This window comes from Couchioplanes caeruleus, from assembly GCF_023499255.1.
Lineage (GTDB): Bacteria > Actinomycetota > Actinomycetes > Mycobacteriales > Micromonosporaceae > Actinoplanes > Actinoplanes caeruleus_A.
Genome location: NZ_CP092183.1, coordinates 7,723,946 through 7,737,435, shown reverse-complemented (window position 1 = coordinate 7,737,435; position 13,490 = coordinate 7,723,946). Strand labels below are relative to the sequence as shown.

General features: G+C 71.9%; 12 protein-coding genes. 8 read left to right on the top strand and 4 right to left on the bottom strand.

The features are described 5' to 3' along the window. Positions 1-203 precede the first annotated feature (203 nt). Genes COUCH_RS35765 through COUCH_RS35750 form a run of 4 tightly spaced genes read left to right on the top strand, consistent with a single transcriptional unit; the run spans position 204 to position 4,204 of the window. Positions 204-1,364: a PP2C family protein-serine/threonine phosphatase gene (locus COUCH_RS35765; RefSeq protein WP_249613918.1), complete on the top strand. Its 1,161-nt coding sequence runs from the start codon at positions 204-206 to the stop codon at positions 1,362-1,364. After that, entirely contained in the window at positions 1,361-2,953 is a 1,593-nt protein-coding gene (locus COUCH_RS35760; protein WP_249609551.1) for a sensor histidine kinase, read from the top strand. The genes COUCH_RS35765 and COUCH_RS35760 overlap by 4 nt, the downstream gene beginning before the upstream one ends. Continuing rightward, positions 2,950-3,405, top strand: coding sequence for a response regulator (locus COUCH_RS35755; protein WP_249609550.1), 456 nt, complete (start codon positions 2,950-2,952; stop codon positions 3,403-3,405). The genes COUCH_RS35760 and COUCH_RS35755 overlap by 4 nt, the downstream gene beginning before the upstream one ends. Beyond that, entirely contained in the window at positions 3,398-4,204 is an 807-nt protein-coding gene (locus COUCH_RS35750) for an inositol monophosphatase family protein (RefSeq protein ID WP_430640853.1), read from the top strand. Before COUCH_RS35755 ends, COUCH_RS35750 begins: the two co-directional genes overlap by 8 nt. Before the next feature lie 4 nt (positions 4,205-4,208). Here COUCH_RS35750 and COUCH_RS35745 read toward each other — a convergent pair whose 3' ends face one another. Together COUCH_RS35745 and COUCH_RS35740 are read right to left on the bottom strand one after the other, a co-directional pair. Then, positions 4,209-5,486 (bottom strand): serine hydrolase domain-containing protein, encoded by a 1,278-nt coding sequence (locus tag COUCH_RS35745; RefSeq protein WP_249609549.1) that lies wholly within the window; start codon positions 5,484-5,486, stop codon positions 4,209-4,211. 45 nt (positions 5,487-5,531) lie between these two features. Next, a complete protein-coding gene (locus COUCH_RS35740) occupies positions 5,532-5,888 on the bottom strand; it encodes a VOC family protein (RefSeq protein WP_249609548.1) in 357 nt (118 codons plus the stop codon). 23 nt (positions 5,889-5,911) lie between these two features. Here COUCH_RS35740 and COUCH_RS35735 point away from each other — a divergent pair, with 23 nt between their 5' ends. The 4 genes from COUCH_RS35735 (at position 5,912) to COUCH_RS35720 (ending at position 11,211) form a co-directional block, all read left to right on the top strand. After that, entirely contained in the window at positions 5,912-6,670 is a 759-nt protein-coding gene (locus tag COUCH_RS35735; protein WP_249609547.1) for an SDR family NAD(P)-dependent oxidoreductase, read from the top strand. A 64-nt stretch (positions 6,671-6,734) separates the two neighbouring features. Beyond that, positions 6,735-7,745 carry a coiled-coil domain-containing protein gene (locus COUCH_RS35730; RefSeq protein ID WP_249609546.1) on the top strand — a complete coding sequence of 337 codons (1,011 nt, stop codon included), beginning with the start codon at positions 6,735-6,737 and terminating at the stop codon, positions 7,743-7,745. Between the two features lie 29 nt (positions 7,746-7,774). Further along, positions 7,775-9,286, top strand: coding sequence for a fused MFS/spermidine synthase (locus COUCH_RS35725; RefSeq protein ID WP_249609545.1), 1,512 nt, complete (start codon positions 7,775-7,777; stop codon positions 9,284-9,286). Positions 9,287-9,489: 203 nt separating this feature from the next. Further along, complete coding sequence (locus COUCH_RS35720) at positions 9,490-11,211, top strand: serine/threonine-protein kinase (RefSeq protein ID WP_249609544.1); 1,722 nt, start codon at positions 9,490-9,492, stop codon at positions 11,209-11,211. 53 nt (positions 11,212-11,264) lie between these two features. Here the strand turns inward: COUCH_RS35720 and COUCH_RS35715 are convergent, their stop codons facing one another. Then, entirely contained in the window at positions 11,265-11,936 is a 672-nt protein-coding gene (locus COUCH_RS35715; RefSeq protein ID WP_249609543.1) for a potassium channel family protein, read from the bottom strand. 74 nt (positions 11,937-12,010) lie between these two features. Continuing rightward, positions 12,011-13,312 carry a TrkH family potassium uptake protein gene (locus COUCH_RS35710; RefSeq protein ID WP_249613916.1) on the bottom strand — a complete coding sequence of 434 codons (1,302 nt, stop codon included), beginning with the start codon at positions 13,310-13,312 and terminating at the stop codon, positions 12,011-12,013. Between the last annotated feature and the right edge of the window lie 178 nt (positions 13,313-13,490).

Sequence of the window (13,490 nt, the reverse complement as noted above, 5' to 3'; positions counted from 1 at the left end):
GCACACGACCGCCGGGATGTCCCCGGGGGTGGGTGGTGTTGTGCCGTCCGGACCCGTGGTGGACGATCAGCGGGTCATGCCCGCCGAAGGAGTCGAGCCATCAACCGTCCCAGCCGAGCCGATGCCGCGGTTCCGGGTGCAGCCCAAGGCCCGGCGCCGGGCCGGGTGACACCGTGACCGAACTCGCCCCGCCGCCCCCGCGGATGAAGGCACCCGAGCGCCTGCGCGTCCTGCTCGTCGAGGACGACGAGGGCGACGCCTTCCTCGTCCAGGAGCTGCTCGCCGAGGCCGGCGCCTCCTTCGACGTGCAGGTCGCCACGAGCCTGCGCGAGGCCCGCCCGATGCTGCGGGGCATCCAGTGCGTGCTGCTCGACCTGGGCCTGCCCGACGCGGAGGGCATCGACGGGCTGCGCAAGCTGCTCGCCGTCGCCGGCAGCGCCGCGGTGTGCGTGCTGACCGGCCGCTCCGACGAGCACCTGGGCGTCCAGGCGGTCGCCGAGGGGGCCCAGGACTACCTGGTCAAGGGCCAGGTCGACGGCGTCCTGCTGGTACGCGCGCTGCGCTACGCCGTGGAGCGCAAGCGCGCCGACGAGAACGCGCAGCGGCTGCGCGAGGTCGAGCTGCGCCAGGCCGAGTCGGCCCGCCTCGAGCGAGGCCTGCTGCCCCAGCCGCTCATGCAGACCACCGAGGTGGCCGTGCACACGTTCTACCGCTCCGGGCGGGCGATGGGCCTGCTCGGCGGTGACTTCTTCGACGTCGTCCAGGCGGGCTCCGAGAAGCTGCACGTCATCGTCGGCGACGTCTGCGGGCACGGCGTCGACGAGGCGGCCCTCGGCGTGGAGCTGCGGGTGGCGTGGCGGGCGCTGGTCCTCGCCGGCGTCCCCGAGGAGCAGGTCCTGGCCTCCTTGGAGCAGGTGCTCATGACCGAGCGGCGGGCGCGCGAGGTGTTCGCCACGGTCGCGATGGTCTCGATCGATCTCGCCGGGAACCGCGCCACCGTACGCCTGGCCGGCCATCCGCCGCCCGTGCTGCTGGCCGGCGGCAAGACCGGGCCGGTGACCGCGCGGACGGGCATCGTGCTCGGCGTGCGCCCCACCCCCACCCCCGCGACCGACGTGGAGTTCAGCGGCGATGACTGGTCCCTGTTGATGTACACCGACGGACTGATCGAGGGCCACACCGGCGTCGGCAACGAGCGCCTCGACGTCGAGGGGCTCTGCGGCCTGCTCGCCGAGCCGGTCGCTCACGACGTGCCGCTGGCCGCGCTGCCGGCATGGCTGGTCGGGCGAGCCGAGCAGGCCAACGGCGGCCCGCTCGCCGACGACGTGGCGATGCTGCTGATCTCCCGCGGCGGCGGGCGATGAGCCTGCTGAACGTGGACAGCTGGACCCTGCGCCGGCGGGTGCTCGCGCTGTGCGTGACCGTGGGCCTGGCGCTCGCCGTGCTCGGCGTCATCGCGGCCTTCACGGCCACCAGCAGCAACCGCCGGCTCGACGACGTGGTCAACCGCGCCAGCCCGATGCGGGCGGGCGGCGAGCGGCTGAACACCGCGCTGGTCGACCAGGAGACCGGCATCCGCGGGTACGCGATCGCCGGCAAGGACGAGAACCTCAAGCCGTACCGGGAGGGGCTCGAGGCCGAGCGCGCCGAGGTGGACCTGATCAACGGCCTGCTGCGGTCGGGCGCGCTGGAGGACAAGATCCGCGCGGACGTCGCCGAGGTGCGCCGGCGCTCGGATGCCTGGCACGTCGCCGTGGCCGACCCGATCCTCAACGCCGTCCGCACCCAGGGGCCCGAGGCCGGGCGGGCGCTGATCGAGGCCGGCAGCACCACCGAGTTCGAGGCCCTGCGCGGGGCCGTCGAGAAGATGCAGAACGACATCGGCGTGCTGCGGGACCGGTCGGCGGCCGACGCCAAGGACGCCAGCAAGCGCATGGTCGCGATCCAGATCGCCGCCGCGGCGGTCATCATCATCGCGGGGGCGGCGTTGATGCTGCTGCTGGACCGCCTCGTCAGCCGCCCGGTCACCGAGCTGGCGCAGCAGGTGCGCGAGGTCGCCGACGGCGACTACGACAAGCACATCGAGAGCACCGGCTCGCCCGAGCTGCGCGAGCTGGCCGGCGACGTGGACGGCATGCGGCGGCAGATCGCCGCGGAGCTCACCGAGGTACGCGAGGCCCGCCAGCAGATCGAATGGGTCAACGACCAGCTCAAGCAGCAGGCGGACGAGCTGACCCGGTCCAACCGCGACCTGGAGCAGTTCGCGTACGTCGCCTCGCACGACCTGCAGGAGCCGCTGCGCAAGGTCGCCAGCTTCTGCCAGCTGCTGCAGCGCCGTTACGAGGGCAAGCTCGACGAGCGGGCCGACCAGTACATCGGGTTCGCGGTCGACGGCGCGCAGCGCATGCAGCGGCTGATCAACGACCTGCTCGCGTTCTCCCGGATCGGCCGGCTCACCTCGGGCTTCACCGACGTCGACCTGAACCGGGTGATGACCGAGGTGAAGTCGCAGCTCGAGCCGCGCGCCGGCGAGGACGCCGAGATCAGCTGGTCCGACCTGCCCACCGTGGAGGGCGAGGAGCCGCTGCTCACGACGCTGTTCGTCAACCTCATCGGCAACTCGCTGAAGTTCCGCCGCCCGGACGTGCCACCGGTGATCCGGGTGAGCGGCGGGCAGGACGGCGAGGAGTGGAAGATCAACGTCCGGGACAACGGCATCGGCATCGAGGCCGAGTTCGCCGACAAGGTCTTCGTCATCTTCCAGCGGCTGCACGGGCGGGATGCGTACGAGGGCACCGGCATCGGGCTGGCCATCGTCAAGAAGATCGTCGAATACCATGGCGGGCGGATCTGGCTGGACCTCGAGGTCGAGGAGGGTACGTCGATCTGGTTCACGTTGCCGCTGCTCGCCGGCGTCCCCGTGCAGGAGAAAGTGAAAGAGGTCACCACATGACCGGTGCAATTCGCCAGGACGGGACGCCGATCGAGGTGCTGCTCGTCGAGGACGACCCAGGCGACGTGCTCATGACGCAGGAGGCGTTCGAGGAGCACAAGGTCCGCAACCGGCTCACGGTCGTCTCCGACGGCGCCGAGGCGCTGGCCTATCTGCGGCGCGAGGGGCAGTACGAGGGCGCCGTCCGCCCGGACCTGATCCTGCTCGACCTCAACCTGCCGCGCCGCGACGGCCGGGAGGTGCTCGCCGAGATCAAGAAGGACGAGGACCTGGGCCGCATCCCGGTCGTCGTGCTCACCACCTCGCAGGCCGACGAGGACATCCTGCGCAGCTACCAGCTGCACGCGAACGCGTACGTGACCAAGCCGGTGGACTTCGAGCGGTTCATCGCGGTGATCCGCCAGATCGACGAGTTCTTCGTCAGCGTCGTGAAGCTGCCACCGCGTGCGTGACGACATGCTGGACCGGGTCACCGGCCTGATCCGCGAGGTGGCGCAGACGATCGTGCTGCCGCGCTGGCGAGGGCTCGCGGACGACGAGGTGCACGAGAAGTCGCCCGGCGACCTGGTGACCATCGCCGACCAGGAGTCCGAGCGGGCGCTGACCGCCGGCCTGACCGCGCTGCTGCCCGGCTCGGCCGTGGTGGGCGAGGAGGCGGTGGCCGCGGACCCGGCGGTGCTGGAGCGGGTGGGCGACGCGGGCGCGGTGTGGATCGTCGACCCGGTCGACGGGACGAACAACTTCGCCGCGGGCAAGGCGCCGTTCGCCGTGATGGTGGCGCTGCTGCGCGACGGCGAACCGGCGGCGTCGTGGATCCTCGACGTGGTCGCGGACCGGATGACGGTGGCGGAGGCCGGCGCCGGGGCGTTCCAGGACGGCGTACGCCTGAAGACCCGGACCGACGACCCGGGCGCCGCGAGCCTCACCGGCATGATCTCGCGCAACTACTTCCCGGACGACCTGCGCGCGGGCATCGACGAGAACGCGGGCAAGCTGGGCACCGTTACCGGCGGCCACCACTGCGCCGGGTACGAGTACCCGTCCGTGGCCACCGACGAGCAGCAGTTCGCGGTCTTCTGGCGCATCCTGCCGTGGGACCACACCCCGGGCACGCTGATCCTGAGCGAGGCCGGCGGCACGGCCCTGCACCTCGACGGCGGGATCTACCGGCCGACCGACAGCGAGCGCGGCCTGCTGGTCGCGGCGAACGACGACATCTGGCACACGGTCCGCGGCACGTTGCTGCCGTAGCGCCTCACACCAGGGCGTTGTGCACGGCCACCCGGTGGGTGTCCGGGTTGGACCAGCTCCAGTTGGGGTGCGCCCGGTTGGTGAGCAGCACGACCACCATCCGGCGGGCGGGCACCACGAGCAGGCTGGTGCCGGTGAAGCCGGTGTGCCCGAAGCTCGTCGGCGACGCCAGCCGGCCCATGAACCACGGCTGGTTCAGCTCGAAGCCGAGGCCGTGGTCCGCCGTACGGGTCGGGCGCTCGGCGTCGATCGCCTTCTTGCCCTTGTTGACGTTGGTGAGGGCCCGCTGCAGCACCTCGGCGGAGAGCAGCCGCTTGCCGCCGTACGTGCCGCCGTTGAGCATGAGCTGGCCGATCACGGCGACGTCCCGGGCCGTACCGAAGAGACCGGCGTGCCCGGCGACCCCGCCGAGGTGGTTGGCGACGTCGTCGTGGACCGTGCCGCGCAGCAGCCCGCGGGACGACCGTGCGTCGGTGGCGACCAGGCGCTGCTTGTCGGCGACCCAGGTGAGCGGCCGGAAGCCGGTGTCCTTCAGGCCGAGCGGGGTGGTGAGGTTGTCGCGGACGGCCCGGTCGAGGCTCTTGCCGGTGAGCTTCTCGACGAGCCGGCCGAGCACCATCAGCCCGACGCTGGAGTAGCGGAAGACCTCGCCCGGGACGGCGCCCCGGATCATCGGCGTGGTCATCACCGCCTTCCAGCGGGCGGTGTTGTCCGGCAGCCCGGTGACCTTCGCGCCGACCGGCAGGCCGGAGGTGTGTGCCAGCAGCTGGGCGATGGTGATCTTGTCTTTGCCCGTACCCGTGAAGTCCGGAAGGTAGCGCTGCAGCGGCGAGTCCAGGTCGACCTCGCCCTGGTCGGCGAGCTGCAGCACGAGCAGGGCGGTGTAGACCTTGGTGAGCGAGGCCAGGTCGAAGATCGAGTCCTTGCGCATCGCGACCCGCTTGGCGGCGGCGAGCTCGACCGGGCCGGCCTTGTAGCGCAGGGCGTGGCCGACGGCGGTGTGCAGCGTCGTCTTCCCGTCGACCGTCACGAGCGCGACCGCGCCGGCGTACCCGGGGTGCTTCGGGTTGTCCGAGGTCGGCTTGAGGTACTTCGTGAGCGTGTCGTGCACCCGCTGCACGGGCTGGCTCCTGGCCGCCACCGACTTCGACGGCGCGACCGCGACCCGGTCGGCGGCCGGCTCACCCCAGGTGGGTGCGGACCGCTGCGGCGCGCAGCCGGCGAGGGCGGCGGTCAGGCCGGCGCCGAGCACGGTACGACGAGAGACAGGCACGGCCAGCATGATGCCACGATCGGAGCCGCCGCACCGGCCCCCGCGCCCGCCCGGTCAGGCGTCGTCGAGGGTGCTCATGAGCAGGATGCGGTGCCCCGAGGGATCGCGGAGGCGGGCCATCCGCTCGCCCCAAGGCTGGTCGGACGGCTCCTCGAGCACCTCCGCGCCCGCCGCACGCAATTGCTGCGCAGCCGCGTCGCAGTCGTCGGCGTAGATGCAGAGGTCGAAGCCGGCCGTGTCGCCCGCGGCGAGGGAGAGCCGGCTGGTGCCGAGGGTCAGCGTCACGAAGGCCGGCTCGCCCTCCTCGGGGAACCTGTACTCCTCGGTGCAGCCGATCTGGTCACGGTAGAAGGCGAGGGCGGCGGGCAGGTCGGAGACGGTCATCACGGGAAATGCCTCGGTGTACGCCATCTTTTCGATATTAGGGTGCCCGCATGGGTTCGTACCTCGATGAACTTTTCGGGCTGGGCGGCCGGACCGCGATGGTGACCGGCGGCAGTTCCGGGATCGGCCGCGCGATGGCGGGTGCGCTGGGCCGGGCGGGCGCGCGGGTGGTGCTGGTCGCGCGGCGACCGGAGCCGCTGCGCGACACCGCCGCCGAGCTTGCCGCGGACGGCGTCGCGGTGGAGACCGTCACGGCGGATCTCGCGGACCGGACGGACGTCGCGCGGGTCGCCGGGTACGAGGGCGTGGACATCCTGGTCAACGCCGCGGCGGTGAACCGGCGGCCGCCGATGGACGAGCTGACCGACGAGGACTGGGACGTCACGCTCGCCGCGAACCTGACGGCGCCCTTCCTGCTCGGGCAGCGCTTCGGCCCGGCGATGGCGGCGCGGGGGTGGGGCCGCATCATCAACGTCGTCTCCCAGCAGGCGTTCCGGGCGTACGGCAACAGCGGCGCGTACGGGGCCGCGAAGGCCGGCCTGGTCGGGCTCACCCGGTCGCAGGCGGAGGCCTGGTCGGGCCGCGGCGTCACGTGCAACGCCGTCGCGCCGGGGGTCGTGCACACCCCGTTGACCGAGCCGGTGTTCGCCGACCCGGAGAAGGTCGCCGCCCACGCCCGGCGGACCATGATCGGGCGGAACGGCGTACCCGGGGATTTCGCTGGTTGTGTCGTTTACCTGGCGAGTTCCGCGAGCGCTGCGGTGACCGGCCAGACACTCTTCGTCGACGGTGGATATTCGGCGACATGATCGATCTGCCTTGACCCGGGTGATCGGGGTAGAGTCACCGCGCTCACCACTTGGGAGGTAGATCGTGGCGGCGACTTACCTGCGCCGGGCACAGCCTGCACTCGCCCTGCTGGCGGCGCTCCTCGTGCTGCTCGTGGCGGCCCCGGCCGCGCAGGCGGCGCCCGACCCCGAGGGCGGCTCGAAGACCCTGCGCGAGCAGCTCGAATCGGCGGCGAAGGGCCACGTCGAGGCCAAGCAGAAGCTCGACGCGTCCAAGAAACGTCAGGTGCAGCTCAAGGCCGTCCTCCAGCAGGCGCAGGAGAAGGCCGCCGGTTTGCGGGGCCGGGTTCGCGAGGTGGCCGGCCGCTCCTACCGGCAGGGCCGCTTCAACACGATGTCGCTGCTGCTCAACGCGAGCACGCCGGACACGTTCATGGAGCGGGCGCTGCGGCTCGAGCAGATGGCGCAGGTCGACGCGCGCGCCCTCACCGAGTACCAGGACGCCGTGACCATCGCCGAGAAGGCGACCAGGGCCATCGAGCTGGAGATCAAAGAGCAGCAGAAGCAGGTCACGGTGATGGCCAGGAAGAAGAAGCAGGCCGAGAGCGCCCTGGCCGCGGCCGGCGGCGGCGCGGTGGCCGGCGGCTTCGTCAACGCCAACTCGCCGCTGGCCAAGCCCGCGCCCCGCAACTCCGACGGCTCCTGGCCGCGGGAGTCCTGCACGGTCAACGACCCCACCACCTCCGGCTGCATCACGCCGCGGCTGCTCAACGCGTACCAGCAGGCCCGGGCGGCAGGGTTCAAGCGGTACACCTCCTGCTTCAGCGAACGCTCCTCCGGCGAGCACCCCAAGGGGCGGGCCTGCGACTTCTCCGCGGCGGCCGGCGGCTTCGAGAACGTCAACGCGAGCGGCGGCGACCGCACCTACGGCAACAACCTCGCGGCGTACTTCGTGAAGAACGCCAGCCGCCTGGGCGTGATGTACGTGATCTGGTACCGCCAGATCTGGCAACCGGGGCTGGGCTGGCGGGCGTACAGCGGCTCCGGCGGGCCGGCGGCGACACACACCAACCACGTGCACCTGTCCATCCTGTGACCTCAGGTTCCGTCGGTAGCATTCCGCCGATGGAACCCGCCGCTCCGCGCGCACTGCCGTCCGGCCTCGCCACCGCGCTCGTCTTCTTCGCCAGCGGGGCCGTGCTGGTCCTGGAGATCGTCGCGTTGCGGCTGGTCGGGCCGTACGTCGGCGTGACCCTGCAGGTGAGCAGCTCGGTCATCGGCATCTCGCTGGCGGCCATCGCGTACGGCACCTGGCTCGGCGGCCGCCTCGCCGACCGTTACGACCCGCGGATCCTGCTCGCCCCCGCCCTGCTGCTCGGTGCGATCACCACGGCGCTCACCCTGCCGCTGGTCCGCTGGGGAGGCGAGATCCTGCGCGGCGGGGCAGCCCCGGCGGTCCTGCTGCTCGCGGCGATGGCCGTGTTCCTGCCCGCGTTCCTGCTCGCCGCGATCACGCCGCTGACGGTGAAACTGCAGCTCGGCGACCTGCGGCGGACCGGGGAGGTGGTCGGCCGGCTGTCCAGCTTCGGCACGCTCGGCGCGATCACCGCGACGCTCGGCACCGGCTTCATCTTCGTCGCCGCGATGCCCAGCAGCTGGATCATCCTCACGCTCGCCGGGCTGCTCGCCGTCGCCGGGTTCGGGCTGGGCTGGTGGCTGCGCCGGCGCGACCCCGCGCTCGCGGTGCCGGGCAGGCCGCGTACCCGGGCGGTGCTCGTCACGGTCGGGCTCGTCGGCTCCGGGCTGGGCGCCTCCGCGCCGACGCCGTGCGACGTGGAGACCGCGTACCACTGCGCCCGCGTCGACGCCGATCCCCGGGTGCCCGGCGGGCGGACGCTGATCCTCAACTCGGCGCGGCACTCGTACGTCGACCTGGACGACCCCACGCACCTCGAGTTCGCGTACGTGCAGTGGCTCGGCGCCCTCGTCGACATCCAGAAGACCGGGGGCGCCCCGATCGACGCGCTGCACCTGGGCGGCGGCGGCTTCACCGTACCGAAATACGTCGCGCACACCCGGCCCGGCAGCAAGCAGGTCGTCCTCGAGCTCGACGGCGGCCTGGTCGACCTCGACCGGCGCGAGCTGGGCCTGACCACGGGCCCGGACCTGCGGGTACGCGTGGGCGACGCGCGCGTGGGCCTCGCCGCGCAGCCCACCGGCGCCTACGACCTGGTGGTGGGCGACGCGTTCGGCCACCTCGTGGTCCCGTGGCACCTCGCCACCCGGGAGATGGCCGCAGACATCGCCCGGGTCCTGCGTCCCGGCGGCATGTACGCCCAGAACGTCATCGACTACCCGCCCGACCGGTTCATCCGCGCCGAACTCGCCACGGTCGCCGCCGTCTTCCCGCACGTGGCGCTGATCGCCCCGAAGGACGCGCTGGACGGGAAGATCGGCGCGAACTTCGTCATCGTGGCGTCCCCGTCGCCGCTGCCGCTCGAGGAGATCCGCAGCCACCTGGACCTGGTGGACGAGCCGGTCGAACTGGTGTCCGGTGCGGCACTCGACACGTTCGTGGGCGGCGCCCGGGTGCTGACCGACGACTACGCCCCGGTGGACCAGTTGCTCGCCGGCTGATCCCGGTGGATCAATGTGCTCGCCGGCTGATCCCGGTGGGTCGGTTGCCCGCCGGCTGATCGCTGGGTGGGTCGGTTGCCCGCCTGCTGATCGCTGGGTGGAAATCGGGCAAAGAGCGTGCCGCCGGTCAGACCACCTCGGCGGCTCCGGCCGGTTTCCGCAGACGCCGGTGACCAGCCCGTCCCTCGGGCCACAATCGGCACATGGGGTGGCGGGCGGCGGGCGGCGAGCACGGGCACGTCGGTGGCCGCTACCGCCTGATCGAACGGCTCGGCACCGGCGGGATGTCGATCGTGTGGCGCGGCCACGACGAGGTCCTCGGCCGCCCGGTGGCGGTGAAGCTGCTCTCCGCGCACCTCGCCGCCGAGCCGTCGTCCCGTACCCGGCTGCGGCAGGAGGCGCTCGCCGCGGCCCGGCTGTGCCACCCGCACATCACCGGGGTGTTCGACTTCGGCGAGCACCACCACGTGCCGTACGTGGTGATGGAACTCAACGACGGCGAGCCCGTCTCCGCCCGCCTGCGCCGGGACGGCCCGTTGCCGTGGCGCGAGGCCGTCACGATCGCCGCGGAGGTCGCGTCCGCCCTGGCCACGGCACACGCCCGCGGCATCGTGCACCGCGACGTCACCCCGGCCAACGTGATGCTGACCGGCGCCGGCGCCAAGGTGGTCGACTTCGGCATCTCGGCGCTCACCGGGCAGCGCGACGCGGCACCCGACGGCAGCCTGCTGGGCACCCCCGCGTACCTGGCGCCGGAACGGCTCGGCGGCGGCCCGGTCGCCCCCGCCGCCGACGTGTACGCCCTCGGCCTGCTGCTGTACCGGCTGCTGACGGGCCGGCTCCCGTGGCCCGCAGGAAGCACCACCGAAGCGTTGCGCGCGCACCTCTACGCCGACCCGGAACCCGTACCCGACCTGCCCGGCATGCCGGCGCAGGTGGCCGACCTGTGCCTGCGCTGCCTGGCCAAGCAGCCGGAGCTCCGCCCGCGCGCGGACGAGGTCGCGACCACGCTGGCGGCCCTGGTCGGCCTCCAACCGATCATCCCGCCGGCAGCCGCCGGGGGAGTGGTCCCCGCGCTGGCGGGCTTCCGTCCGTCACCGCACCCGGGCCCCCACTCGTCGTCCCGGCGCCGCCTGCGCCTGCGTACGGGTCTCCGGCTCGCCCGTGCGCTGCGCGTCGGCGGCCCGATACCGCTCGGCGGCGGTCTTTTCCGCGGCGGCGTCCTGGTTCGCGACCTGCTCACCGGCGGCCGGCTCGGCCAAGCGGTCCTCGCCGCCCGGCATCGCGTGCAGGCGGCGGTCGCGACGCTGGTGCTGGTCGCGGCGGTCGGCCTGGTCTGGTCGTCCACCCGCGAACCGGAGGAGGTCGCGACGGCGCAGGCCGCGGCGGCGGGCACCGGACCCGGGTCGGTGGTCCCGCACGGCACCGGCTGCAAGGTCCGCTACCAGGTCCAGCGCGACACGGGTACGGACTTCGGCGCGCAACTGACCGTGGTGAACACGGGCGAACACGTGCTGACGGCCTGGCGGCTCGAGTTCACGTTCACCGGAGGCCAGCGCCTCACCGAAGCCCCGAAGCGGCTCTCCCAACGCGGCCGCAAGGTGGTGCTCCGCCCGAAGAACGGCGCCAAGCTCCGCCCGGGTCGCTCACTGACCGTGACGCTGACGGGCAGCTACCGCGCGACCAACCCGCTGCCGTTGACGTTCGCGCTCGACGGACACCCGTGCCAGGCCGAAGTCCTCGGGGCCGTGACCTCCCCGTCCACGGCCGAATCGCCCTCCACTTCCTCCTCGGCTTCCTCCACCTCGCCGTCCTCGCCGTCCTCGTCCCCGTCGCCCGCGGGCGGCCGAAGGAAGGAGCGGGCGAAGCCGGCACCGTCCGCGGCCACCGAGAAGGCCAAGGGCGGCTTCTCGGTCGACATCTGAACCGGGGCCGGCATCCCGCGGGCATCCCGCCGGCTCCCGCCGGTTCTGGCAGGTCAGCCGGTCACCGCGGCGAACTGCTCCACTTTGGACGTCTCGCCGGCCACGATGAGGATGCAGCCGCCGTCGGGGATGACCGTCTCCGGGACCGCGTACGTGAAGTCCTCGCCCGGCACCTTCGTTCCCACCACGGTGATGCCCCATGTCGATCGCAGCCCGAGGTCGGCGAGCGACCGCCCCACCGCGTCGCGTGGCGCCCGCACCTTCGCGATGGCGAAGCCGTCGTCGAACTCGATGTAGTCGAGCATCCGGCCGGTGATCAGGTGCGCGACCCGCTCACCCATCTCCGACTCGGGGAAGATGACGTGCCGCGCCCCGACCCGGGACAGGATCTGCCCGTGTTTGGCGCTGGTCGCCTTCGCCCAGATCTCGCTCACCCCGATCTCGGCGAGGGTGAGCACGGTGAGCACACTCGTCTCCAGGTTGGTGCCGATCCCCACCACGGCCCGCGAGAATTCCTGCACGCCCAGCTGCCGAAGCGCGTCGGTGTCGGTGGCGTCGGCCTCGACGACGTGCGTGAGCCGGTCCGACCAGTCCTGCACGATCCGCGGATCGGAATCGATGCCGAGCACCTCGTGACCGAGATTGACCAGCGACTCGGCGACCGCCCCGCCGAAGCGTCCCAGCCCCACGACCACGACCGTGTCAGTCGTCTCCTGCTCAGCCACCGTGACACCCTTCTGCGTCTCTGGCGCGCTCACCGTTGTTGTTTTCTTCACCGTTTCGGCCCTGCTCAGCGCGCTCAACCAACCAGTGGCCTCTCTTCCGGATAGCGGTAGAGCCGCCGCCGGGTGTTGAGCGCGATGGCGGTGCCCACGGCGATCGTCCCGACGCGGCCCACGTACATGAGGATCACGAGCACGACCTGCGCCGAAGCCGGCAGCGAAGCGGTGATGCCGGTGCTCAGCCCCACGGTGGCGAACGCCGACGTGACCTCGAACAGCACCCGGTCGAACGGCACGTCGTCGGTCAGCAGGACCACGCCGAGCGTCCCGGCCGCGACCAGCGCGACCCCGAGCAGCGCCACGGTGACCGCCTGCCGCTGCGTCTCGTCCGCGATGCGCCGCTTCGCGATCACCACGTCGGGCTCACCCCGGATCTCGGCCCAGATCACGTACGCGAGCAGGAAGAACGTGGTCACCTTGATGCCGCCGGCGGTGCTGGCGCTGCCACCGCCGATGAACATCATCCCGTTGGTGACGGCGATCGTCTCGGTGTTCATCTCGCCCAGGTCGATGCTGTTGAACCCGCCCGAGCGCGTCATGACGTCCTGCGTGAACGCGGCGAGGATCTTGGCCGGGGTGCCCAGCGGTCCCAGCGTCCCCGGATTGCTCCACTCGAACACCAGGAAAACGAGGAACCCGGACAGGCTGAGCAACACCGTTCCCCACACCGTCAGGCGGGTGTGGGTGGACCACGATCCAGGCGTACGCCATTCCCGCGCGAGCTCGAAAAGCACCGGGAACCCGATCGACCCCGCGAGCACCCCCAGAGCCAGAGGTACGCAGATCCACCAGTCCCCGACGAACCGTACGAGGCTGTCCGGGTACAGGGCGAACCCGGCATTGTTGAAGGCCTGCACGGCGTGGAAAACGGCCTCCCACACCGCCCGCCCGAACGGATAGTCGTACGCCACCCGGAACCGTACGGTGAGCACCACGCTGATCAGCGCCTCGGACGCGAACATTACGAGCGCGACCCGGACCAGCACGCCACGGATGTTGCCGCCGAGCAGCCCGGCGCTCTCCGCCTGGGCGAGCAGCCGGCTCCGCAGCCCGAGCCGCCGCGACACCAGCAGGCTGAGCAGGGTCGCCAGCGTCATGATCCCGAAGCCGCCGATCTGCGACAGCACGGTGATCAGCACCAGTCCGAACCCCGACCAGTACGACGGCGTGTCGACCACGGACAGCCCCGTGACGCACACGGCGCTGGCTGCGGTGAACAACGCGGTGACGAACGGCGCACCCCCGGGTTCCGCCCGGGCTGCGGGCAGCATCATCAGCCCCGTACCGACGGCAATGGCTCCCAGAAAGGCCAACGGCACCACCCGGGCCGGATACCGCCACGGCGAGCGATCGCGCACCCGTCAATACCTCCGTGTCCGACATGGCCCTTGGCTAGGGTGACTCATTACCCGACAGAAAGGGTGCGTGATGCAACTCGACATGGCATCGGTCTTCGCCCGGTAGCGAGGACTTCGTACGGCCTCGCTCCTCGGACCG

Excerpts from the sequence above, each read along its gene's own strand:
- COUCH_RS35725 (WP_249609545.1), top strand. The coding sequence starts at position 7,775 with ATGGAACCCGCCGCTCCGCGCGCACTGCCGTCCGGCCTCGCCACCGCG.
- COUCH_RS35760 (WP_249609551.1), top strand. The coding sequence starts at position 1,361 with ATGAGCCTGCTGAACGTGGACAGCTGGACCCTGCGCCGGCGGGTGCTC.
- COUCH_RS35765 (WP_249613918.1), top strand. The coding sequence starts at position 204 with ATGAAGGCACCCGAGCGCCTGCGCGTCCTGCTCGTCGAGGACGACGAG.
- COUCH_RS35740 (WP_249609548.1), bottom strand. The coding sequence starts at position 5,888 with ATGGCGTACACCGAGGCATTTCCCGTGATGACCGTCTCCGACCTGCCC.
- COUCH_RS35735 (WP_249609547.1), top strand. The coding sequence starts at position 5,912 with ATGGGTTCGTACCTCGATGAACTTTTCGGGCTGGGCGGCCGGACCGCG.
- COUCH_RS35755 (WP_249609550.1), top strand. The coding sequence starts at position 2,950 with ATGACCGGTGCAATTCGCCAGGACGGGACGCCGATCGAGGTGCTGCTC.
- COUCH_RS35745 (WP_249609549.1), bottom strand. The coding sequence starts at position 5,486 with ATGCTGGCCGTGCCTGTCTCTCGTCGTACCGTGCTCGGCGCCGGCCTG.
- COUCH_RS35720 (WP_249609544.1), top strand. The coding sequence starts at position 9,490 with ATGGGGTGGCGGGCGGCGGGCGGCGAGCACGGGCACGTCGGTGGCCGC.